This window comes from Burkholderia sp. L27(2015), assembly GCF_009765705.1.
In the GTDB taxonomy this organism is placed as follows: domain Bacteria; phylum Pseudomonadota; class Gammaproteobacteria; order Burkholderiales; family Burkholderiaceae; genus LMUX01.
In genome coordinates this window covers 334,570-355,979 of sequence record NZ_LMUX01000008.1, presented here as the reverse complement: position 1 = coordinate 355,979, position 21,410 = coordinate 334,570, and the positions used below count along the sequence as shown (strand labels likewise).

At 58.9% G+C, this 21,410-nt stretch carries 21 protein-coding genes and 1 tRNA gene; 1 reads left to right on the top strand and 21 read right to left on the bottom strand.

Going from position 1 to position 21,410, the window contains the following annotated elements:
- Nucleotides 1–107 precede the first annotated feature (107 nt).
- The 17 genes from nuoK to rpsO form a co-directional block, all read right to left on the bottom strand.
- Nucleotides 108–413 carry an NADH-quinone oxidoreductase subunit NuoK gene (gene nuoK / locus GSQ77_RS04630; RefSeq protein ID WP_158899467.1) on the bottom strand — a complete coding sequence of 102 codons (306 nt, stop codon included), beginning with the start codon at nt 411–413 and terminating at the stop codon, nt 108–110.
- A gap of 39 nt (nt 414–452) precedes the next feature.
- The gene (locus GSQ77_RS04625; protein ID WP_158899465.1) at nt 453–1,145 is read right to left on the bottom strand and encodes an NADH-quinone oxidoreductase subunit J; all 693 of its coding nucleotides are present in this window, start codon (nt 1,143–1,145) and stop codon (nt 453–455) included.
- Between the two features lie 118 nt (nt 1,146–1,263).
- Complete coding sequence (gene nuoI / locus GSQ77_RS04620; RefSeq protein ID WP_158899600.1) at nt 1,264–1,752, bottom strand: NADH-quinone oxidoreductase subunit NuoI; 489 nt, start codon at nt 1,750–1,752, stop codon at nt 1,264–1,266.
- A 104-nt stretch (nt 1,753–1,856) separates the two neighbouring features.
- Complete coding sequence (gene nuoH / locus GSQ77_RS04615) at nt 1,857–2,921, bottom strand: NADH-quinone oxidoreductase subunit NuoH (protein WP_158899598.1); 1,065 nt, start codon at nt 2,919–2,921, stop codon at nt 1,857–1,859.
- Nucleotides 2,918–5,251 carry an NADH-quinone oxidoreductase subunit NuoG gene (gene nuoG / locus GSQ77_RS04610; RefSeq protein ID WP_158899463.1) on the bottom strand — a complete coding sequence of 778 codons (2,334 nt, stop codon included), beginning with the start codon at nt 5,249–5,251 and terminating at the stop codon, nt 2,918–2,920. Before nuoG ends, nuoH begins: the two co-directional genes overlap by 4 nt.
- A gap of 14 nt (nt 5,252–5,265) precedes the next feature.
- Nucleotides 5,266–6,567 (bottom strand): NADH-quinone oxidoreductase subunit NuoF, encoded by a 1,302-nt coding sequence (nuoF, locus tag GSQ77_RS04605; protein WP_158899461.1) that lies wholly within the window; start codon nt 6,565–6,567, stop codon nt 5,266–5,268.
- Complete coding sequence (gene nuoE / locus GSQ77_RS04600) at nt 6,564–7,040, bottom strand: NADH-quinone oxidoreductase subunit NuoE (RefSeq protein WP_158899459.1); 477 nt, start codon at nt 7,038–7,040, stop codon at nt 6,564–6,566. Before nuoE ends, nuoF begins: the two co-directional genes overlap by 4 nt.
- A gap of 235 nt (nt 7,041–7,275) precedes the next feature.
- A complete protein-coding gene (locus GSQ77_RS04595) occupies nt 7,276–8,529 on the bottom strand; it encodes an NADH-quinone oxidoreductase subunit D (RefSeq protein WP_158899457.1) in 1,254 nt (417 codons plus the stop codon).
- Between the two features lie 63 nt (nt 8,530–8,592).
- A complete protein-coding gene (locus tag GSQ77_RS04590; protein WP_158899455.1) occupies nt 8,593–9,195 on the bottom strand; it encodes an NADH-quinone oxidoreductase subunit C in 603 nt (200 codons plus the stop codon).
- Nucleotides 9,196–9,210: 15 nt separating this feature from the next.
- On the bottom strand, nt 9,211–9,690 hold the full coding sequence (locus tag GSQ77_RS04585; RefSeq protein WP_158899453.1) for an NADH-quinone oxidoreductase subunit B family protein: 480 nt from the start codon (nt 9,688–9,690) through the stop codon (nt 9,211–9,213).
- A gap of 53 nt (nt 9,691–9,743) precedes the next feature.
- Nucleotides 9,744–10,103: an NADH-quinone oxidoreductase subunit A gene (locus GSQ77_RS04580; protein WP_158899451.1), complete on the bottom strand. Its 360-nt coding sequence runs from the start codon at nt 10,101–10,103 to the stop codon at nt 9,744–9,746.
- Nucleotides 10,104–10,251: 148 nt separating this feature from the next.
- Nucleotides 10,252–10,336, bottom strand: a tRNA-Leu gene (locus tag GSQ77_RS04575).
- A gap of 130 nt (nt 10,337–10,466) precedes the next feature.
- The gene (gene secG, locus GSQ77_RS04570) at nt 10,467–10,835 is read right to left on the bottom strand and encodes a preprotein translocase subunit SecG (RefSeq protein ID WP_158899449.1); all 369 of its coding nucleotides are present in this window, start codon (nt 10,833–10,835) and stop codon (nt 10,467–10,469) included.
- Between the two features lie 68 nt (nt 10,836–10,903).
- Nucleotides 10,904–11,689, bottom strand: coding sequence for a triose-phosphate isomerase (gene tpiA, locus GSQ77_RS04565; protein WP_158899447.1), 786 nt, complete (start codon nt 11,687–11,689; stop codon nt 10,904–10,906).
- 204 nt (nt 11,690–11,893) lie between these two features.
- Nucleotides 11,894–12,904 carry an NAD(P)H-quinone oxidoreductase gene (locus tag GSQ77_RS04560; RefSeq protein WP_158899445.1) on the bottom strand — a complete coding sequence of 337 codons (1,011 nt, stop codon included), beginning with the start codon at nt 12,902–12,904 and terminating at the stop codon, nt 11,894–11,896.
- 359 nt (nt 12,905–13,263) lie between these two features.
- Entirely contained in the window at nt 13,264–15,414 is a 2,151-nt protein-coding gene (pnp, locus tag GSQ77_RS04555; RefSeq protein WP_158899443.1) for a polyribonucleotide nucleotidyltransferase, read from the bottom strand.
- Nucleotides 15,415–15,672: 258 nt separating this feature from the next.
- Nucleotides 15,673–15,945 (bottom strand): 30S ribosomal protein S15, encoded by a 273-nt coding sequence (gene rpsO, locus GSQ77_RS04550; protein ID WP_158899441.1) that lies wholly within the window; start codon nt 15,943–15,945, stop codon nt 15,673–15,675.
- A 363-nt stretch (nt 15,946–16,308) separates the two neighbouring features.
- Between rpsO and GSQ77_RS04545 the strand changes: the two genes are divergently transcribed.
- Nucleotides 16,309–16,842 (top strand): hypothetical protein, encoded by a 534-nt coding sequence (locus GSQ77_RS04545; RefSeq protein ID WP_174246388.1) that lies wholly within the window; start codon nt 16,309–16,311, stop codon nt 16,840–16,842.
- Nucleotides 16,843–17,016: 174 nt separating this feature from the next.
- On the opposite strand, the gene GSQ77_RS04540 is transcribed toward GSQ77_RS04545, so the two are convergent.
- The 4 genes from GSQ77_RS04540 to ilvC all read right to left on the bottom strand — a co-directional run bounded on the left by GSQ77_RS04540 (nt 17,017) and on the right by ilvC (nt 21,386).
- Nucleotides 17,017–18,555 (bottom strand): 2-isopropylmalate synthase, encoded by a 1,539-nt coding sequence (locus GSQ77_RS04540; protein ID WP_158899439.1) that lies wholly within the window; start codon nt 18,553–18,555, stop codon nt 17,017–17,019.
- A 53-nt stretch (nt 18,556–18,608) separates the two neighbouring features.
- Nucleotides 18,609–19,475 (bottom strand): CDP-diacylglycerol--serine O-phosphatidyltransferase, encoded by an 867-nt coding sequence (pssA, locus tag GSQ77_RS04535; protein WP_158899437.1) that lies wholly within the window; start codon nt 19,473–19,475, stop codon nt 18,609–18,611.
- A 21-nt stretch (nt 19,476–19,496) separates the two neighbouring features.
- The gene (locus GSQ77_RS04530; RefSeq protein WP_158899435.1) at nt 19,497–20,141 is read right to left on the bottom strand and encodes a phosphatidylserine decarboxylase; all 645 of its coding nucleotides are present in this window, start codon (nt 20,139–20,141) and stop codon (nt 19,497–19,499) included.
- A gap of 228 nt (nt 20,142–20,369) precedes the next feature.
- The gene (gene ilvC, locus GSQ77_RS04525) at nt 20,370–21,386 is read right to left on the bottom strand and encodes a ketol-acid reductoisomerase (protein WP_158899433.1); all 1,017 of its coding nucleotides are present in this window, start codon (nt 21,384–21,386) and stop codon (nt 20,370–20,372) included.
- Nucleotides 21,387–21,410 lie beyond the last annotated feature (24 nt).

Sequence of the window (21,410 nt, the reverse complement as noted above, 5' to 3'; positions counted from 1 at the left end):
AAAAATTGACCCGGGTATTGCTACCCTGGGGCTTACACATATTAATCAGCATCAGTACTTGAATCGGCGTGCCACCTTGAGCATGCAATGCGGTGGCGCGCATCGAATCACCCTTTCAGGCGATCGAGATCTTCAACATTGATCGTATCGAGACTACGGAACAACGTAACCAGAATCGCGAGGCCGATCGCCGCTTCGGCGGCGGCGACCGTCAGCACGAAGAACACGAAGATCTGGCCATGCACGTCGCCCAGATAATGCGAGAACGCGACGAAATTCGTATTGACCGCCAGCAGCATCAGTTCGATCGCCATCAAGATGATGATCACGTTGCGGCGGTTCAGGAAAATGCCGACGATGCTGATCGCGAACAGAATCGCGCCTAAAACCAGATAGTGGGCAAGAGTAAGCATGAGGGTCCCTTATTTTGGCTCTTTAGTAGCGCTGCACGCTCAATGCGACGCAGGGCCAGACGGCGCCGCAGTCTTCTCGGCAGGCTGCTCGGTTGGCTGTTCCGGCACTTCGGTTTCGGATTTGACTTTTACCAGCCGCACGCGATCTTCGCGACGCGTCTTGAGTTGCTTGCTGATGATCTGGCGTTTGCTGTCCTTGCGGTGATCGACCGTCAGGCCGATGGCGGCGATGATTGCGACCAGCAGCACCAAGCCCGCGACTTCAAACGCAAAGATGTAATCGGTATAGATGACCTTGCCGATCAAGCGCGTGTTCGCCATCGGCGTGCCGTCCGTGGTCGCGGCGGCGACTTGCGTCGTCGCATCGTGCAGTGGCGTGGTCGTGCCGCCGTAGCCATGCCACAGCACCAGCGCCATTTCAAGCACGATGATCGCGCCGACCAGCATCGCTACCGGTACGAATTTGCCGAAATCGCGGCGTAACACGTCGACATTGATATCGAGCATCATCACCACGAATAGGAACAGCACCATCACCGCACCGACATACACGAGCACCAGCAAGATCGACAGGAACTCGGCCTGCAACAACATCCAGATCGCCGCGGCGCTGAAAAACGCCAGCACGAGAAACAGCGCGGATTGCACCGGGTTGCGGGACGTAATCACCTTCAGCCCCGATACCACCAAGGCTAGTGAAAACAGATAAAACAGTACGCTCGTGAATTCCATTTTTGCCGGATCTTCGTCATCGTTGGGCTCAGGTTTCGGAAGAAACCCTTTGAGCCGGCGCCACCTGAGAGTGGCTCAAACTTATTAAATACGTGTTACTGACTCGCCCTGCGGCACCTTAACGATAAGGCGCATCCGCGGCGCGCGCTGCAGCAATCTGGTCTTCGTATCGGTCACCCACTGCCAGCAGCATTTCCTTCGTGAAATACAGGTCGCCCCGTTTTTCGCCGTGATACTCAAGAATGTGCGTCTCCACAATCGAGTCGACCGGGCAGCTTTCTTCGCAGAAACCGCAGAAGATGCATTTGGTCAAATCGATGTCGTAGCGCGTGGTGCGACGCGTGTTGTCTTCGCGCACCTCGGACTCGATCGTAATCGCCAGCGCCGGACACACCGCTTCGCACAGCTTGCAGGCGATGCAACGCTCTTCACCGTTCGGGTAGCGGCGCAGCGCGTGCAAACCGCGAAAACGCGGCGACTGCGGTGTCTTTTCTTCCGGGAACTGCACCGTGATCTTGCGCTGGAACACATAACGGCCCGTCAGCGCCAGACCGCGCAACAGCTCGGTCAGCAGGAAGGTTCTAAAAAAATTGCGAATAACGGTAATCATTGTCTCGTCCGTAAGGTCCGTTCGTATCTGGTCTAACCCCGGTCAAACCCCGGGATCATATCCCTGGGGTCACGCCCGTGAGGGCACACCTCCAGCCATACTTACTTCCAGATGTTCAGCGGTGACATGATCCAGAAACCGACCACGATCAGCCAGACAACGGACACCGGGATAAAAATTTTCCAGCCCAATCGCATGATCTGGTCATAACGATAGCGAGGGAACGTGCCGCGAGCCCAGATGAAAATGGACAACAGCATGAACACCTTCAAGACCAGCCACAAGATGCCGGGGATAAAGCTCAGGAAACCGAACGGCGCGTCCCAGCCACCGAGGAACAAGGTGGCTGCAATCGCCGAAATCACGATCATGTTGATGTATTCGGCGAGGAAGAACAGCGCGAACGCCATACCCGAATAATCGATCATGTGGCCGGCTACGATTTCCGACTCGCCTTCCACCACGTCAAACGGGTGACGGTTGGTTTCGGCGATGCCCGAGATGAAATAGACCACGAACATCGGCAGCAAGGGCAACCAGTTCCAAGACAGGATATTGAAGCCGTGGCTGGCGAAAATACCGCGCTGCTGCGAGTTGACGATGTCCGACAGATTCAGGCTGCCTGATGTCATCAGCACGACCACCAGCGCGAAGCCCATCGCGATTTCGTAGGACACCATCTGGGCCGCGGCGCGCATCGCACCGAGAAACGCGTATTTCGAGTTCGACGCCCAGCCGGCGAGTATCACGCCATAAACGCCCACCGAGGAAATCGCCATCACGTACAGCAAGCCGGCATTGATGTTGCCCAGCACGGCCTCGGCCTGGAACGGCACCACCGCCCACACGGCAAAGGCCGGAGCCACCGCCATGATAGGCGCGATCACATAGAGCGCTCCGCTGGCCTGGGCCGGCTGGATCACTTCCTTGAGCAACAGCTTGAGCACGTCGGCGATAGGCTGCAACAAACCTGCCGGCCCCACCCGGTTCGGGCCGATACGCACGTGCATCCAGCCGATCAGCTTGCGCTCCCACAGGATCAGGTAGGCAACGCACAGCAGGATCACCACTGCCACAACCAGGATACGCACCAGCGCCCACACGGTAGGCCAGGCCACGCCCAGTAGGCCGTTACCTACAGTATTGATCGTATCGAACATGTTTATGCTTTCTCCACGAGCAGTTCACCGAACATGCTGCCGAGCGCCGCGCTGGCAGAGGTGGCAGCAGGCACACGTACGACGTTATCAGGCAAGTTCGCATCGCGGGCCGCCGGCATTTCCACCGAACGCGCACCCTGACGCACGCGAACCGCGTCGCCATTCTTCAGGCCCAGCCGATCGAACACGGCGGCCGGCAACGAAACCTGCACGGCTTGCCTGGCTGCGCGCGTAAGCTGCAGCGATTCGGCGCGACGTACGATTGCGTCGGCGTGATAAATCGGCACATCGGCGATACGTTCGAAAGCGCCGTCGCTGGTGGCCGCATGCGTCACCGGTGCGAGCGTGGCCGTTGCGGCATTCGACAGACGCGACGCAATGTCGGTACCGTTCAGTGCCGCCGCGCGCACTTCTTCCGCGGTGTCGTAGCCAAAACCCGGCAAGCCCAGCAAATTGCCCAGCACTCGCAGGACCTTCCAGCCCGGGCGGGTTTCGCCCAGCGGACCCACTACGCCGTTGAACGGTTGCACCACCCCTTCGCAGTTGATGAACGCACCGGACGTTTCGGTGAACGGCGCGATCGGCAGCAACACGTCGGCCAAGCTGGCACTGTGTTTGAAACTCGAGAACGCGACCACCATCTGGGCTTGTTCCAGCGCAGCTAGCGCTTCGCCCGGATTGGCCGTGTCGAACTCGGGCTCGACGTTAAACAGCAGATACGCTTGACGCGCCTGCTTGAACATTTCGCTGGCATTCAGACCGCCCTGCGCCGGCAACGCGCCAGCCAGGTGAGCACCGACGGTGTTCGAGGCTTCGGTCAGGAAGCCCAGCGTGGCGCCGGTCTGTTCCGCAATCCAGGCAGCTGCTGCGTGGATTTGCGCGAACGCCGGATGCGCTACCGCGCCGTTGCCCAGCAGAACCACGCGCTTTTCACCGGCAACCAGTCGATCGGCCACCTTGCGATGAGCGTCCGTAGCCGTCGCATCGCCGAACGCCGCCGGCAATTCGACACTGCGCGACTTAGCCACCGCGGCAGCAATCCCGGCCAGCTCCATCAGCCATGCGGACGGCGCTGCAGCGATATGTTGCGCGGTCGGAATCAATACATCATCTTTAGTCGCGTTCAGCAACGCGATAAGCGCACCTTCTTTCGCGGCCAAACGCAGACGCGCGGCCAACAAGGGGTGATCGCGCCGCAGGAACGAGCCCACGACCAACGCGGCATCAACCGTCGACAGATCGGTGATCGGCATACCCAACCACGGCGTGCTTGACGAGTTGGCGCTGAAATCGGTCTGACGCAGACGGAAATCGACGTTTGGCGTGCCCACGCCATTGGCGAGTTGCTTGACCAGGAACAATTCTTCAACCGTGCTGTGCGGGCTGACCAGCGCACCTATCGAATTAGCACCGTGCTCGGCCGAGATCTTCTTCAAGCCGTTCACGACATATTGCAGCGCGGTCTCCCAATCGGTTTCACGCCAGGCGCCGCCCTGCTTGAGCATGGGCTGAGTCAGACGATCCGCGCTATTGAGGCCTTCATACGAGAAACGGTCCTTGTCCGAGAGCCAGCATTCGTTGATGGCTTCGTTTTCTCCAGGCAGCACACGCATCACGCGGTTGTTCTTGACCTGCACCACCAGATTGGCACCCAGGCCATCGTGCGGGCTGACCGACTTGCGACGCGACAGCTCCCACGTCCGCGCACTGTAGCGGAACGGCTTGGACGTCAAGGCACCGACCGGGCACAGGTCGATCATGTTGCCCGAAAGTTCGGAGTCGACCGTATTGCCGACGAACGACGTGATTTCCGCGTGCTCGCCACGACCCAACATGCCCAACTCCATCACGCCGGCCACTTCCTGGCCAAAACGCACGCAACGGGTGCAGTGGATGCAGCGGGTCATCTCTTCCATCGAGATCAGCGGACCGACGTTCTTGTGGAATACCACGCGCTTTTCTTCGTTGTAGCGCGACGAAGATTTGCCGTAGCCCACCGCCAGATCCTGCAACTGACACTCGCCGCCTTGATCGCAGATCGGGCAATCGAGCGGGTGGTTGATCAGCAAGAATTCCATCACTGACTGCTGCGCCTTGATCGCCTTTTCCGACTTGGTCCTGACGATCATGCCGGCCGAAACCGGGGTTGCGCAGGCCGGCACGGCCTTGGGCATTTTTTCCACTTCGACCAGACACATACGGCAGTTCGCCGCAATCGAAAGTTTCTTGTGATAGCAGAAGTGAGGAACGTAGGTGTCAGCGGCCTGAGCGGCCTGGATCACCATACTTCCTTCTGGGACTTCGACTTTCTTGCCGTCTATTTCTAGTTCAACCATGGTGGCTAACCTTGTCACGCGTATGCAGTGGCCGACACGAGACAATGCTTGTGCTCGACGTGGTATTCAAATTCATCCCAGAAGTGCTTCAACATGCCACGCACCGGCATCGCAGCGGCATCGCCGAGTGCGCAGATGGTACGTCCCATGATGTTTTCGGAGACCGAATTCAACAATTCAAGATCCTCCGGGCGCCCCTGGCCGTTCTCGATACGATGGACCACCCGATACAACCAGCCGGTCCCTTCCCTGCATGGCGTGCATTGGCCGCACGATTCTTCGTAGTAAAAATACGAGAGACGCATCAGCGCGCGTACCATGCAACGCGTTTCGTCCATCACGATGACCGCACCGGAACCGAGCATCGAGCCCGCTTTCGCGATCGCATCGTAATCCATATCGGTGTTCATCATCATTTCGCCCGGCACCACCGGTGCCGACGAACCACCGGGGATCACTGCCTTGATCTTGCGCCCGCCGCGCATGCCGCCCGCGAGCTCAAGCAAGGTGGCAAACGGGGTACCGAGCGGCACTTCGTAATTGCCCGGCAGTTCCACGTCGCCCGATACCGAGAAAATCTTGGTGCCGCCGTTGTTCGGCTTGCCAATCTCGAGGTATTGCTGCGGACCCACCGTCAACAGGAACGGCACGGCCGCAAACGTTTCGGTGTTGTTGATCGTGGTCGGCTTGCCGTACACGCCGAAGCTCGCCGGGAAAGGCGGCTTGAAACGCGGCTGGCCTTTCTTGCCCTCGAGCGATTCGAGCAGTGCGGTTTCTTCGCCACAGATATAGGCGCCGTAACCGTGATGCGCGTGCAGCTCGAACGAGAACGACGTACCCAGGATGTTTTTGCCGAGAAAGCCTGCGGCGCGCGCTTCTTCGAGTGCAGCTTCGAAGCGCTCGTACACTTCCCAGATTTCGCCGTGGATATAGTTGTAGCCCACCGTGATACCCATGGCATAGGCGCCAATCGCCATCCCTTCAATCAGCGCATGCGGGTTCCAGCGCATGATGTCACGGTCTTTGAACGTGCCCGGTTCACCTTCGTCCGAATTGCAGACCAGATACTTCTGCCCCGGGAATTGGCGCGGCATGAAGCTCCATTTCAGGCCGGTCGGGAAACCCGCACCGCCTCGGCCACGCAGGCCCGATGCCTTGACATCGGCAATGACTTGTTCCTGGGAAATTTTTTCGTTGAGTATGCGCTTGAGCTGGGCGTAACCGCCGCGCGCCACATAATCTTCGAGATGCCAGTTCTCGCCGGTCAGGCCAGCGAGTATCAGCGGTTTGATATGCCGATCGTGCAACGATGTCATTTGGACAGTTCCTCAAGCAACTGGTCGATCTTCTCGTGGCTCATGAAGCTGCACATTCGTTTGTTGTTGACGAGCAGCACCGGGGAGTCGCCGCAGGCGCCAAAGCATTCGCCCTCTTTCAACGTGAACTTGCCGTCCGGCGTCGTTTCGTTGAAATCGATGCCCAATTTCTGCTTCAGATAGTCCGCGGCCGATTCGGCGCCGGACAACTGGCAAGGCAAATTGGTACACAGCGTGATCTTGTGCTGGCCGACCGGCGAGGTTTCGTACATCGTGTAGAACGTCGCGACTTCCTGCACAGCGATAGGCTGCATCCCGAGGTAATCGGCGACAAACTGGATGACCTCGGGCGACAGCCAACCATGCTCGTCCTGTGCGACGGCGAGCGCCGACATCACAGCCGATTGCTTTTGGTCGGCAGGATATTTTCCTAGCGCGCGATCAATTTCTTTCAGAGCTTCAGTTGAGAGCATTTTCTAACACAACTCTTATAAATCCTACCGAACGACATCCCGCCAGACCGGCCAATGATTGCAACTTGCCGCGACAGACCGAGCGCCCCTTTTTAATCCGATTGCCATGCGTCCTTTTGACGCATTCTTTAACGCATTTTTTTAATGCATTATTTATTGCCGATCCGATACTCTGGTCTCGGCTCAGCCAAACAGCTCGCCTTTGATCTCTCGGGCCGAACTGCGCTGGCGCTTATTACCGATCCACTTCCCCGAACACAATATCCTGCGTACCGATGATCGTTACCGCATCCGCAATCATGTGGCCGCGCGCCATTTCGTCGAGCGTCGACAAATGCACGTAACCGGGCGCACGGATCTTCAGGCGATAAGGCTTGTTGGCCCCATCCGAAACCAGATAGATGCCGAACTCGCCCTTCGGATGCTCAACCGCTGCATACGCTTCGCCTTCGGGTACATGAAAGCCTTCCGTAAAGAGCTTGAAGTGGTGAATCAACTCTTCCATGTTCGACTTCATGTTGACGCGCTTGGGCGGCGTCACTTTATGGTTGTCGAGCATAACCGGACCGGGGTTCTTGCGCAGCCAAGCGATACATTGCTTGATCAGACTGGTCGACTGACGCATTTCTTCGACACGCACCAGATAACGGTCATAGCAATCGCCGTTGGTCCCGACCGGAATTTCGAAGTCGAGCTTGTCGTACACTTCATACGGCTGTTTCTTGCGCAAATCCCACGCGAAGCCCGAACCGCGCAGCATCGGCCCAGTCATGCCGAGCTGCAGTGCGCGCTCAGGCGTGACGATACCAATATCGACGAGACGCTGTTTCCAGATACGGTTATCGGTCAACAGGGTTTCGTATTCGTCGACGCAGGTCGGGAAACGATTCGCGAAGTCTTCGATGAAATCGAGCAACGAGCCTTGGCGGTTTTCATTCATCCGCCCTATCGATTTTTCGTTGTGGATTTTCGACGCTTTGTATTGCGGCATCGCATCCGGCAAGTCGCGATACACGCCGCCCGGACGGTAATAGGCCGCATGCATGCGCGCGCCCGAAACGGCTTCATAGACGTCGAGCAAGTCTTCGCGCTCGCGGAACGCGTACAGGAACACGGCCATTGCGCCGACGTCCAGCGCGTGAGCGCCGATCCACATCAAGTGGTTGAGCACTCGCGTGATTTCATCGAACATCACGCGGATGTATTGCGCGCGCACCGGTACCTCGACGCCCAGCAACTTTTCAATCGCCATCACGTAGGCGTGCTCATTGACCATCATCGACACATAGTCGAGACGGTCCATATAGGGCACCGACTGGATGAACGTCTTGGATTCAGCCAGCTTTTCAGTCGCGCGATGCAGCAGGCCGATGTGCGGATCGGCGCGCTGGATCACTTCGCCGTCCAACTCCAGCACCAGACGCAACACGCCGTGCGCGGACGGGTGCTGGGGACCAAAGTTCAGGGTGTAATTCTTGATTTCCGCCATTTAGAGGCCTCGACAACATGTTTCGCCGGCCTGATGGCGCCGGCTGGCCGCACTGCGCAGCGCTTAATGCTTCAAACCGCCGTACAAGTTTTCGCGTATCACGCGCGGGGTGATTTCGCGCGGCTCTATCGTTACCGGCTGATACACCACACGTTTTTGTTCCGGGTCATAGCGCATCTCGACATAGCCCGACACCGGAAAATCCTTGCGGAACGGATGACCGATGAATCCGTAATCGGTCAGGATCCGACGCAGATCGGGGTGGCCGTCGAAGATGATGCCGTACAGATCGAACGCTTCACGCTCAAACCAGTTGACCGAGTTCCAGACATCCACGACCGAGGCCACCAGCGGCATGTCGTCGTCAGGCGCGAAAACGCGCACCCGCAGGCGCCAGTTGTGCTCGATCGACAGCAGATGCAGAACCGCCGCAAAACGCGGACCTTCGTATGCGCCTTCCCCATAGGTCAGGTAGTCCATACCGCATAGATCGATCAGTTGCTCAAAGCGCAGCGACGGTTCGTCGCGCAGACGCTGACACACATCCAGGTAGTCATCCGCTTTCACAACGACAGTGAGCTCTCCAAGCGCCAACGTGACGCTTTGCAGGCGGCCAGCCAACGCCGCCTCGAGGTTCGATTTCAGTGTCTCGAGTTTGCTTGCCATGGAATTCAGCTCCGCTTATTGCCGAGCAATAGTATTGGTACGCTTGATTTTCGCTTGCAGCTGTATCACGCCGTACAACAGCGCTTCAGCCGTAGGCGGGCAGCCCGGCACATAGATGTCGACCGGCACGATGCGGTCGCAGCCGCGCACAACGGAATAAGAATAATGATAATAACCGCCGCCATTGGCACACGAACCCATCGAGATCACCCAACGAGGCTCGGCCATCTGGTCGTACACCTTGCGCAGCGCCGGCGCCATCTTGTTGCACAAGGTACCGGCAACGATCATGACGTCCGACTGACGCGGGCTCGGACGAAACACGACACCGAAACGATCGAGGTCGTAACGCGCCGCACCTGCATGCATCATCTCGACCGCACAGCAGGCCAAGCCGAACGTCATCGGCCATAAGGAGCCCGTACGGGTCCAGTTGATCAACTTATCGGCCGTGGTGGTGACGAATCCTTCCTTCAATACACCTTCGATACTCATTGCTTTCCGCTCCAGACAAACAACCGGCACCGCCGGCCGTCAGTGATTGCTCGTCACTCCCAGTCTAACGCCCCTTTCTTCCACATATACGCAAAGCCCAGCAGGAACTCGACCAGGAACAGCATCATGGAGAGAAAGCCTGGCCAGCCGATATCCTTCAGAGCGACGCCCCAAGGAAATAGGAAGGCTGTTTCCAGGTCAAAAATAATGAAGAGAATGGCGACCAGATAGTAGCGCACATCGAATTTCATGCGCGCATCTTCGAAGGCTTCGAAGCCGCACTCGTAAGGTGCGTTTTTTGCGGTGTCGGGACGATTCGGCCCAAGTAATTTGCCGATGCCGATTAGAGCGGTACCCAAACCAGTGCCCACAATAATAAAGAGCAAGACGGGAAAATACGCTGCGAGGTTCAAGGCAATCCTCTATCGATGGGTTCAGGACGCTGACCGAGCTTGGTCAGCTCTTGTCAGATGCAATAACATCCACGATCTCGATGACCGGAAGATGAAAGAAATATGCCAGCCGAAGCTTCTGGCCAGCGGCTGGCATCATAAATACATTTGGTGCCGGCGATGAGACTCGAACTCATACGGCTTGCGCCACTACCCCCTCAAGATAGCGTGTCTACCAATTTCACCACGTCGGCACTTCTTGTAATTCGCGGTTTCTGCGAATCCCTACAACTCAGCAATTGTAACGTGTTCAGACAGATTTTTCAACTTTGAAACACTTTAACAAACTCATGAAAGCCACACGCCATCAGTCTTTCACGAGCCTTACTTAGGTACGTCCTGCCCCGGAACGGACGCTGCCGCCGGCGACGCCGCGAGCGCACCGGAAGCCGCCGCCCCGCTCGTTACCGGCATCGTTGCAGCAGAACCCAGCAAGCCGGCCGATTCCTTGGGCCGATACGACCCGAGGTAGGTCAGGCCCAGCGTGCAGACGAAAAATAGCACCGCCAGTACGGCTGTTACGCGCGACAAAAAGTTGGCCGAACCCGAAGCGCCAAAGAGGCTGCCCGACGATCCGCTACCGAACGCCGCGCCCATATCGGCGCCCTTGCCGTGTTGAACCAATACCAACCCAATCACGCCTAGCGCGGACAAAAATTGCACCGCGGTAATTACTGTTTTAAACCACAACATGTCAGCCACCTAGATTTTTTAATACCCGCTCTTTATGAGCCTGTATCAAGCTCGATATCAAGCCTGATTTAACAATTCACGGATGCCCGCGCTGCGGCACACACCGCCAGAAAATCGGCCGCTTTCAAGGACGCACCGCCGATCAGGCCGCCATCGATATCTGCAGCACCAAACAGTGCGGCAGCGTTACCCGCATTCACGCTACCCCCATACAAAAGTGCCACGTCGGCCGCGGCCGGTGTTTTTGCGCTCAACACCGAGCGCAAAAACGCATGCACCTGCTGCGCTTGCTCGACGGTTGCGCTTTTACCCGTGCCGATCGCCCAAATGGGTTCGTACGCCACGACGATACGCACTGCCTGCTCGTCGCTCAGCGCGTCGAGTACCGCCTTCAACTGGGTGCCGACGACCGACTCGGTATGCCCCGCCTGCCGCGCCGCATCGCTTTCACCTACGCAGACGATCGGCGTTAAACCGGCGTCCAGCGCGCGCAAGGTCTTGGCCGCCACTAGCGCGTCGTCTTCGCCGTGATACGCGCGGCGCTCCGAATGACCAACCACCGCAAACGTCGCACCGAACTCGGCCACCATCGCCGCGGCCACCTCACCCGTAAAGGCCCCTTGCAGATGCGCCGAGACATCCTGCGAGCCCCACTGCACGGCGCCCGAACCCGAACTGGCGCCCAGCAGCGACTGCGCCTGAGCCAAATAGGGGTACGGCACACACACGCCGACTCGCAAAGCCGGATCTGCAACCGTGCCGGCAGTCACCGCCGCCAGCAACGCCGCGTTATCGCTTAGGCGTCCATGCATTTTCCAGTTGCCAACCACCAGCCGGGAATTGAGTCTCGCCATAAATGCGTCGTATCGTGTGTGTTGTTATTATTTTGATCGGAATATAGGGCACCTGCCCAATCGCGCAAAAACCCTGGATTCTAACGCGGCGCCCTGTGCGGGTCAAACTACCTTATGTGTAAAACACAGTTGCACGGCGCGAGACACTGCGGAAACTCAGTGCTGAAACCCGTCCAATGAAACGGGCTCGACCGCGCCAAACGCTTACCAGGTAAGGACCAGCTTGCCGACATGCTCGCTGGACTCCATCATCGCATGAGCGGCCGCCGCCTCTTGGGCCGGGAACGTACGATAAATCACCGGTTTGATCTTATCGGCTTCGATCAGGGGCCAGACGCGCTCGCGCAACTGCGCGGCAATTTTCGCCTTGAATTCGATCGGCCGCGGACGCAATGTCGAACCGGTCACAGTCAACCGGCGGCGCAACACATCGGCCAGATTGAGTTCGGCCTTCGCGCCGCCTAGCAGTGCAATCAGGACGATTCTGCCGCCATCGGCCAACGCGGTAAGATCCCGGCGGATATAGTCGCCCGCGACCATCTCGAGTATCACATCGACGCCGCGGCCGTTCGTGGCCGCTTTGACCGCTTCGACAAAGTCACCGGTGTTGTAATTGATCGCAAGCGCCGCGCCAAGTTTTTCACACGCGCGGCATTTCTCGTCGGTGCCGGCGGTGGTATAGACCGTAAAACCCAGCGCCGTGGCAATCTGGATCGCGGTGACACCGATCCCGCTCGAACCGCCATGCACGAGCAGCGTTTCATCCGGGCCGCCTTCGCCAGCGCCCAGTCTAGCGCGGTCGAATACATTGCTCCACACGGTAAAACAGGTCTCAGGCAACGAAGCGGCCTCGATGTCGCTCAAACCCGCCGGTACAGGCAAGCATTGCAGCAACGGCGCACTCGCGTACTCGGCGTAGCCGCCGCCCTGAACCAACGCACAGATCCGGTCCCCCCGCTTGAGTCCGAACGGGTTGAGGCTCGTCGAATCGGGCAACTCCCCACCGATGATCTCGCCGGCAATCTCCAGCCCCGGAATATCCGAAGCGCCAGACGGCACCGGGTAATGCCCTTTGCGCTGCAAAACGTCGGGGCGGTTCACGCCGCTCGCGCTCACCTTGATCAGCACTTCGCCATCCCGTGGCTCGGGCATTGACCGCTCCCCCAGCTTCAGGACTTCGGGCCCACCAAATTCAGTTATTTCAATGGCTTTCATCGTCGTCTACCTGAAGTAAAAATCGCGGCTGGTCGTGCAGCACCGTGTCAGTTGCCAAAGTCTACGCGCTGTTGGCGACAGATGCATCGCGCTCACTGCGTCGCACACCTGATCGCGCCCTCGCGGCGTCCATGCAGTGGGCGCGAGCTATTCGCGGTTAGTCTATTTTAGTCAGCTCAACTGGCCATATCCGCCGTGAGTGCGCACCGCACTTCGCGATGTCGCGCAATGCCACCCAATGTCACGTCGCGCACGCACAGCAACATGCGCGAGCCTAAATAAAAACAGCCGGCTCTAAGGCCGGCCGTGGTTCGGCACCGAATTTCGCCGCGAACGTTCAGTGCTAGCTGCGTGCGCGCTTAAGCGTGCGAGTCAGGCTCAGGCGAAGGTTGCGGCTGCGACGGTGCGCCGTCGTTCAGCAAAGCCTTGGCCGACAAGCGGACACGGCCTTTTTCGTCTGTCTGAATGACCTTGACGCGTACGGCCTGGCCGTCCTTCAGGTAGTCGTTGATATCCTTGATACGCTCGTTGGCGATTTCGGAGATATGCAGCAGACCATCGCGACCCGGCAGGATGTTCACAATCGCGCCGAAATCGAGCAGCTTCAGGACCGTGCCGTCATAAACCTGGCCGACCTCGACATCCACCGTGATGTTTTCGATGCGGCGCTTGGCTTCCGCCATGCCTTCGCTGCTGGTCGAAGCTATCGTCACGATACCATCGTCGGAAATATCGATGGTGGTGCCGGTTTCTTCGGTCAGTGCGCGGATCACCGAACCACCCTTGCCGATCACGTCGCGGATTTTTTCCGGATTGATCTTCAGCGTGATCATGCGCGGTGCAAATTCCGACAATTCGGTGCGTGCACCGGTCACTGCACCCTGCATCTTGCCCAGGATGTGCATGCGGCCTTCCTGAGCCTGAGCCAGTGCGACCTGCATGATTTCCTTGGTAATACCCTGGATCTTGATGTCCATCTGCAACGCGGTAATGCCCGCGGCGGTACCTGCAACCTTGAAGTCCATGTCGCCGAGGTGATCTTCGTCGCCCAGGATGTCGGTCAGCACCGCAAACTTATTCCCTTCCAGAATCAGGCCCATCGCGATACCGGCAACGTGCGCCTTCATCGGCACGCCAGCATCCATCAACGCGAGACAGCCACCGCACACCGAAGCCATCGACGACGATCCGTTCGACTCGGTGATTTCCGAAACGAGACGTATCGTGTAGCCGAAATCCTGGCCGGTGGGCAAGCATGCTGCGAGCGCGCGCTTGGCCAGACGACCGTGGCCGATTTCCCGGCGCTTGGGCGAACCGACCCGGCCGGTTTCGCCGGTCGCAAACGGAGGCATGTTGTAGTGGAGCATGAAGCGTTCGCGATATTCGCCTTCGATCGCGTCGATCACCTGCTCGTCGCCCTTGGTGCCCAAGGTCGCGACAACCAGAGCCTGCGTTTCGCCGCGGGTGAACAACGCCGAACCGTGGGTACGCGGCAGCACGCCGGTACGGATCTCGATCGGGCGCACCGTACGGGTATCGCGGCCATCAATGCGCGGCTCGCCGGCCAGAATCTGGCTGCGGACGATCTTGGCTTCGAGGTCAAAAATGATATTGCCGATCGCCGTGCTGTCGGGCTTGCCGGCACCGGCTGCAGCGGCTTCCTCGGCCAGCTTGGCCGGCACGCCGTTGTAGAGGACCTTGAGCTTTTCGCTACGCGCGGACTTCTGGCGAATCTGATATGCGGCTTGCAAGTCGGCCTCGGCCAACGCGGTCACGCGCGCGATCAGGGCTTCGTCGCGAGCTGCCGGCTGCCAATCCCATTCCGGCTTGCCGGCGTCGCGCACCAGGCCATGGATCGCTTCGATGGCGACCTGCATTTGCTCGTGGCCGAACACCACGGCACCCAGCATCACGTCTTCAGGCAATTGGTCGGCTTCCGACTCGACCATCAGCACAGCACGTTCCGTACCGGCAACGACCAGATCCAGCTTCGATTCCTTGAGCTGCGTGCGGGTCGGGTTCAGGATGTACTGGCCATCGGTGTAAGCCACGCGTGCGGCGCCGATCGGGCCGTTGAACGGGATGCCCGAAATGGCCAGCGCAGCCGATGCACCGATCAGCGCGGCGATGTCAGCCTGGACGTCCGGGTTGATCGACAGCACATGGATGACCACTTGCACTTCGTTGTAGAAACCTTCCGGGAACAGCGGGCGCAGCGGACGATCGATCAGGCGCGAGGTCAGCGTTTCGCCTTCCGAGGGACGGCCTTCACGACGGAAAAAGCCACCGGGGATCTTGCCGGCAGCGTAGGTTTTTTCGAGGTAATCAACGGTCAGGGGGAAGAAATCCTGGCCCGGCTTGGCCGTTTTGGCGGCCACGACGGTCGCCAGCACAACGGTTTCATCGATATTAACGAGCACTGCACCACTGGCTTGACGAGCGATTTCGCCCGTTTCGAGGCGAACTTGATGTTGCCCCCACTGAAATTCTTTCACAATTTTATTGAACATACAGACTCCTGGTCTCGGTTGCCGCGCTAGATGATAGCGGCGCGACAGCGCTACGGCGGGTGTCGCGAGTCAGCGGCGTGTTATGCCATTCCAGCAGGTCGGGTTGAGTCGCGATGCCGAACTGCTGGAATGACACAAAGCCCTGCCCCCGACTCCTGCCGGGTATTACGGCGGCCTTACATAAATTTCGGTAACGCCAGAAAACAAAATGCCTGCATCAGCAAACTGACACAGGCATTTTTCAGGTCGACCGACCGCTTACTTGCGCAAACCGAGTTTTTCGATCAGTGAGCGATAGCGATCAGCGTCTTTTTGCTTCAGGTAATCGAGCAGCTTACGGCGGCGCGACACCATGCGCAGCAGACCACGACGGCTGTGGTGATCTTTCATGTGCGCTTTGAAGTGAACAGTCAGTTCGTTGATGCGCGTGGTCAGCAATGCGACCTGCACTTCTGGCGAACCGGTGTCGTTCGCACCGCGCGCATATTGCGCGACGACGTCTGCCTTCGGGGTATGTACTGCAACAGTCATGATTTTTTCCTTTGAAACTGGACATGCGGTCACGGAAGAAAGGCCGTGCCGTGGTTGAACACTCACACAACTAACTTTGATACAGGGCGAGATCATAGCACGAAGCGCGCGTTGCGCCTACCCTTCGCCTGCCCTGCGCTTACCTTGCAATTATCTTGCGCTTATTTGCATTTCGGCCGCGCCACCGGCGGCGAACAAGGCGGCTGCGGCCAAGCCAGACGGGGCAGGATCGAACGATTCGAGATCGCATCGCTCTAAAGCTATATCCACCGGCGACAATTTTGCCGGCGGCGGTTCGGCACAAAACCCAGTCTGGCCCTAGCCGTGTCAGAATTGAGAAAACGCCGGAGTCAGGAGCCCACGATGTCATTGTTTCGCTTGTCACTGTCCCGTTTCACCCCCACCCGCTGCGTCATGCTGGCCAGCGCGGCAGCGCTACTGCTCAGCGGTTGCGCCAACCCTTGGCAGCAATTCCAGGCCGGCGCGCCGCAAAGCGCGCTGGTGGCGAAGTTCGGGCCGCCCAAGGAGGTCTATACACTGCCCGACGGCAACAAGCGACTGCTGTGGCCGACCCGGCCCTACGGCGAGACCACCACGGCGGCCGTCGTCAATCCTAGCGGCATCACCGTGAGCATCGAGCAAGCGCTCACCACCCAGAATTTCGACCGAGCGGAGGTTGGCACGTGGACTCAGCACGACGTGCAGATTCGCTTCGGGCTGCCTGAAGAAACCGCTTACTATCCGCTGATGAAGCGCAGCGTCTGGAGTTACCGGTTCCAGGAGGACAATTACTGGTACATGCTTTACCACTTTTATTTCGACGACGCCGGCGTGCTGCGCATGACCCAGAAAATGGTCGATCCGTTGCACGACCCTGAGGCGCGCGACGCTCTTTAAGCCATCTGCGCGTTGAATCGAAAAAGGCGACCGGCATTACGCCGGTCGCCTTTTTCCTATTCCCGCATACCGATTTCGCCGGCCCGGGGTTTCTCTCGCCGCAGCCCGCCTCACTGCAAAACTCATCGCCGCAAAACTCGTCGCTGCAGACGGTCGGCTTGGCGTATCGCTCCCCTAACCCTGCGGACTGAGCTTTTCAGCCTTGGACTGCAACTTGTTGAGCGCCGCCAGATAGGCCTTGGCGGAAGCCGCGACGATATCCGGATCGGTACCCACGCCGTTGACGATGCGCCCACTTTTCGACAGCCGCACGGTCACTTCGCCCTGGGCCTGAGTACCGGTGGTAATCGCGTTCACCGAATACAGCAGTTGCTCGGCGCCGCTTTTGACCTGCGTTTCGATCGCGTTCAAGGTCGCATCCACGGGACCGTTGCCGCCGGCCTCACCGCTGACCTCCACGCCATCCATCGCGAATACGATCCGAGCCAGCGGCCGCTCACCCGTCTCAGACCGCTGCGACAGCGAAACAAAACGGAAATATTCATTTTCGTGCGCTTCGGCCTCGTCGGACACGATCGCCATGATGTCCTCGTCGAAAATCTCCGATTTGCGATCCGCCAGTTCCTTGAAACGTGCGAATGCCGCATTCACGTCGGCTTCGCTGGGCAGCTTCACGCCCAGTTCTTCCAGACGCTGCTTGAACGCGTTGCGCCCCGACAGTTTGCCCAGGACGATCTTGTTGGCGGCCCAGCCCACGTCCTCGGCCCGCATGATCTCGTAGGTGTCGCGCGCCTTGAGCACGCCATCCTGGTGGATGCCGGATGCGTGGGCAAACGCGTTGGCGCCGACCACCGCTTTGTTCGGCTGCACGACAAAGCCGGTGATTTGCGAGACCAGCTTCGAGGCCGGCACGATTTGCGTGGTGTCGATGCCCAGTTCGAGGTTGAAATAGTCCTTGCGCGTACGCGTGGCCATCACGATTTCTTCCAGCGCGGTATTGCCGGCACGCTCGCCCAGGCCATTGATCGTGCATTCGACCTGACGCGCGCCGCCAATCTGCACGCCAGCCAGCGAATTGGCGACCGCCATGCCCAGATCGTTATGACAATGCACCGAGAACACAGCCTTGTGCGAATTCGGAATGCGCTCGCGCAGCGTCTTGACCATCGTGCCGAACAGCTCCGGCACCGCATAACCGACCGTGTCGGCAATGTTGATCGTCGTCGCGCCTTCCGCGATCACAGCTTCGAGAATCCGGCACAGGAAGTCCATGTCTGAACGGCTGCCGTCTTCGGGAGAAAATTCGACGTCGTCGGTAAATTTGCGCGCGAAACGAACCGCCAGCTTCGCTTGTTCGAACACCTGATCCGGCGTCATGCGCAACTTCTTTTCCATATGCAACGGCGAAGTCGCGATGAAGGTATGGATACGGAAGTTCTCTGCCGGCTTGAGCGCATCCGCGGCGCGCTGGATATCCTTGTCATTGGCGCGCGCCAGGCTGCATACCGTGCTGTCCTTGATGGTCGCGGCAATCGCCTGGATCGCTTCGAAATCGCCGTTTGAGCTGGCCGCGAAACCGGCCTCGATCACGTCCACTTTGAGCCGCTCGAGTTGCCGCGCGATCCGGAGTTTTTCGTCTTTCGTCATCGACGCGCCGGGGGATTGCTCACCGTCTCGCAAGGTCGTGTCGAAAATAATCAGTTTATCTGCCATGTTGCTCTCCTGGAGAGGGTGGTATCGGTCGTAGCGGGTTGATCGTCACCGAGTCAGTCGTCACTTATTGCGCTGCGTGCCGGATTGGGCCGTCCGCGCAACATGCTATAGCCCCAGAAAATATAGCCGGACATGCCATACAGGACGAACAGGCCGAACAACATCACGGGCGGATCAGACGAAACCAGCACGAATACCATGACGACCAGCAAAACCCCGGCAAACGGCACGCGATGCCGCACATCGAGCGCTTTGCCGCTGTAGAACGGCGCATTGGAAACCATTGTCACGCCGGCGTACACCGTCAGGAAAAAAGCCACCCACGGCAGCCAGACAAGATTGACCGGCACTCGGTTATCGATCGCCAGCCACACAAAACCGGCAATCAGCGCCGCGGCGGCCGGACTGGGCATACCCTGGAAGAAACGCTTGTCGACCGAACCGATATTGGTATTGAAGCGCGCCAGGCGCAGCGCCGCGCCGGCGCAGTAAACGAAGGCGGCAAGCCAGCCCCAGCGACCCAGGTCCTTGAGCACCCATTCGTACATGACGAGCGCCGGCGCGACGCCGAACGACACCATGTCGGACAGGCTGTCGTACTGCTCGCCGAACGCACTCTGCGAATGCGTCATGCGCGCCACGCGCCCATCCATGCCGTCCAGCACCATCGAGGCAAAAATCGCAATCGCCGCGGCCTCGAAGCGCAAATTCATCGCCTGCACGATCGCGAAGAAGCCGCCGAACAGCGCCGCGGTGGTAAAGGCGTTGGGCAGCAGGTAAATGCCGCGCTTTCTCAGCAGATGCTGCCGTTCGGCGCGCAAATCGCCACCCACGTTATCGGCGCCACTCTGGTTGCGACGAAACGGTCGCGGCAGCGGTGTCACATTAGTACGAGGACGACGAGGTTTAAAAGCAGCCATGCCAACTCCCTGTTGCCAGTTTTACAGCTCGAGCTCGGCCAGCACGGTGGCCGAAGCCGAGACTTTTTCGCCGATCGCTACGCGCGCCCGGCTGCCGATCGGCAAATACACGTCAACTCGAGAACCGAAGCGGATAAAGCCATAACGCTCGCCGCGGCTAAGCACCGCGCCGAGCTTCGTGTAACAGAGCACCCGACGCGCAATCAGGCCCGCTACCTGTACCGAGGTGACAATCTGACCGCTCGCAGTGGTCAGGACAATCGCGTTGCGCTCGTTTTCGAGCGACGCTTTATCGAGCGCCGCATTCAGGAACGCTCCTGGAAAATATTCGACCTTGCTGACCGTGCCGTCAACTGGCGAACGCTGCGAGTGTACGTTGAATACGTTCATGAAGACGCTGATCTTCAGCGCGTCGCGACCGGCATACGGATCGAACGTCGTTTCGACCGCCACCACACGGCCATCGGCCGGACATAACACGGCATTGGCCTGGGCCGGAATCGGCCGCGGCGGATCACGGAAAAACTGTACCACGAACGCGAGGACGACCCAGACCGGCAACGCCCAGCCAAACCCCAGTCCCGATTGGACCAGCACGGCGAGCACGGCGACGATTGCGATGAAGGGCCAACCTTCGCGGGCGATAATCGGATGTGGATAGTTCATGAGTTTGGCAATGTTGGGGAAGAGTCGGACTGGATCGGCAGCGCCAAATCAGCGCCGGCAGCAAGCAGGCAGTCAGCTAGGATAACAAAAAGCCGTCCCGGGTTTCACAACCCTGGACGGCCTGCATGATACCGAACTTGTCAGCGCTGCGCCGCAAACTGTTGCGGCGAACCTGCCGCGAACTGTTGCAACCGGCGCCGACGCATCGATAGACTACGCTTCGACGGCTTAGTTTTTCGCTTGATCGACCAGCTTGTTCTTGGCGATCCACGGCATCATCGCGCGCAGCTTGGAACCTACTTGCTCGATCTGGTGCTCGGCGGTCAGGCGACGACGCGATTGCAGCGTCGGGGCGCCGGCGGCGTTTTCCAGCAGGAAGCTTTTCGCGTATTCGCCGGTCTGGATGTCCTTGAGCACCGCGCGCATCGCGTTCTTGGTGTCTTCCGTCACGATCTTCGGACCCGTGACATATTCACCATACTCGGCGTTGTTCGAGATCGAGTAGTTCATGTTGGCGATACCGCCTTCATAGATCAAATCGACGATCAGCTTGAGTTCGTGCAGGCATTCGAAGTAAGCCATTTCCGGTGCATAGCCGGCTTCGACCAGCGTTTCGAAACCCGCCTTGATCAGGTCGACCGTGCCGCCGCACAACACAGCTTGTTCGCCGAACAAGTCGGTTTCGGTCTCTTCGCGGAAGTTGGTTTCGATGATACCGGCACGGCCGCCACCGTTCGCTGCGGCATACGACAGCGCGACATCGCGGGCAGCGCCCGACTTGTCTTGTGCAACGGCGATCAGGTGCGGTACTCCGCCACCTTGTGCATAGGTCGAACGCACCGTATGGCCCGGCGCTTTCGGCGCGATCATGATGACGTCCAGGTCAGCGCGAGCGATCACTTGGCCGTAATGGATGTTGAAACCGTGAGCGAACGCCAGTGCGGCGCCGTTCTTGATGTTCGGCTCGACCTCGGCTTTATAGACCGCAGCGATCTGCTCGTCCGGCAGCAGCATCATGACGATGTCGGCGCCCTTCACGGCTTCGCCCACTTCCTTGACGTTCAGGCCGGCATTGGCTGCCTTGCTCCACGAAGCGCCGCTGCGACGCAGGCCGACCGTGACGTTGACGCCACTTTCTTTCAGGTTCAGCGCGTGTGCATGACCTTGTGAGCCATAGCCAATGATCGTAACCTGCTTGCCTTTGATCAGGGACAGGTCGGCGTCTTTGTCGTAATAAACTTTCATGTTGTCTTCCTTCGCATAAATTCA

Excerpts from the sequence above, each read along its gene's own strand:
- nuoK (WP_158899467.1), bottom strand. The coding sequence starts at position 413 with ATGCTTACTCTTGCCCACTATCTGGTTTTAGGCGCGATTCTGTTCGCG.
- GSQ77_RS04625 (WP_158899465.1), bottom strand. The coding sequence starts at position 1,145 with ATGGAATTCACGAGCGTACTGTTTTATCTGTTTTCACTAGCCTTGGTG.
- nuoG (WP_158899463.1), bottom strand. The coding sequence starts at position 5,251 with ATGGTTGAACTAGAAATAGACGGCAAGAAAGTCGAAGTCCCAGAAGGA.
- nuoF (WP_158899461.1), bottom strand. The coding sequence starts at position 6,567 with ATGACATCGTTGCACGATCGGCATATCAAACCGCTGATACTCGCTGGC.
- nuoE (WP_158899459.1), bottom strand. The coding sequence starts at position 7,040 with ATGCTCTCAACTGAAGCTCTGAAAGAAATTGATCGCGCGCTAGGAAAA.
- GSQ77_RS04595 (WP_158899457.1), bottom strand. The coding sequence starts at position 8,529 with ATGGCGGAAATCAAGAATTACACCCTGAACTTTGGTCCCCAGCACCCG.
- GSQ77_RS04590 (WP_158899455.1), bottom strand. The coding sequence starts at position 9,195 with ATGGCAAGCAAACTCGAGACACTGAAATCGAACCTCGAGGCGGCGTTG.
- GSQ77_RS04585 (WP_158899453.1), bottom strand. The coding sequence starts at position 9,690 with ATGAGTATCGAAGGTGTATTGAAGGAAGGATTCGTCACCACCACGGCC.
- secG (WP_158899449.1), bottom strand. The coding sequence starts at position 10,835 with ATGTTGTGGTTTAAAACAGTAATTACCGCGGTGCAATTTTTGTCCGCG.
- tpiA (WP_158899447.1), bottom strand. The coding sequence starts at position 11,689 with ATGGCGAGACTCAATTCCCGGCTGGTGGTTGGCAACTGGAAAATGCAT.
- GSQ77_RS04560 (WP_158899445.1), bottom strand. The coding sequence starts at position 12,904 with ATGAAAGCCATTGAAATAACTGAATTTGGTGGGCCCGAAGTCCTGAAG.
- pnp (WP_158899443.1), bottom strand. The coding sequence starts at position 15,414 with ATGTTCAATAAAATTGTGAAAGAATTTCAGTGGGGGCAACATCAAGTT.
- rpsO (WP_158899441.1), bottom strand. The coding sequence starts at position 15,945 with ATGACTGTTGCAGTACATACCCCGAAGGCAGACGTCGTCGCGCAATAT.
- GSQ77_RS04545 (WP_174246388.1), top strand. The coding sequence starts at position 16,309 with ATGTCATTGTTTCGCTTGTCACTGTCCCGTTTCACCCCCACCCGCTGC.
- GSQ77_RS04540 (WP_158899439.1), bottom strand. The coding sequence starts at position 18,555 with ATGGCAGATAAACTGATTATTTTCGACACGACCTTGCGAGACGGTGAG.
- pssA (WP_158899437.1), bottom strand. The coding sequence starts at position 19,475 with ATGGCTGCTTTTAAACCTCGTCGTCCTCGTACTAATGTGACACCGCTG.
- GSQ77_RS04530 (WP_158899435.1), bottom strand. The coding sequence starts at position 20,141 with ATGAACTATCCACATCCGATTATCGCCCGCGAAGGTTGGCCCTTCATC.
- ilvC (WP_158899433.1), bottom strand. The coding sequence starts at position 21,386 with ATGAAAGTTTATTACGACAAAGACGCCGACCTGTCCCTGATCAAAGGC.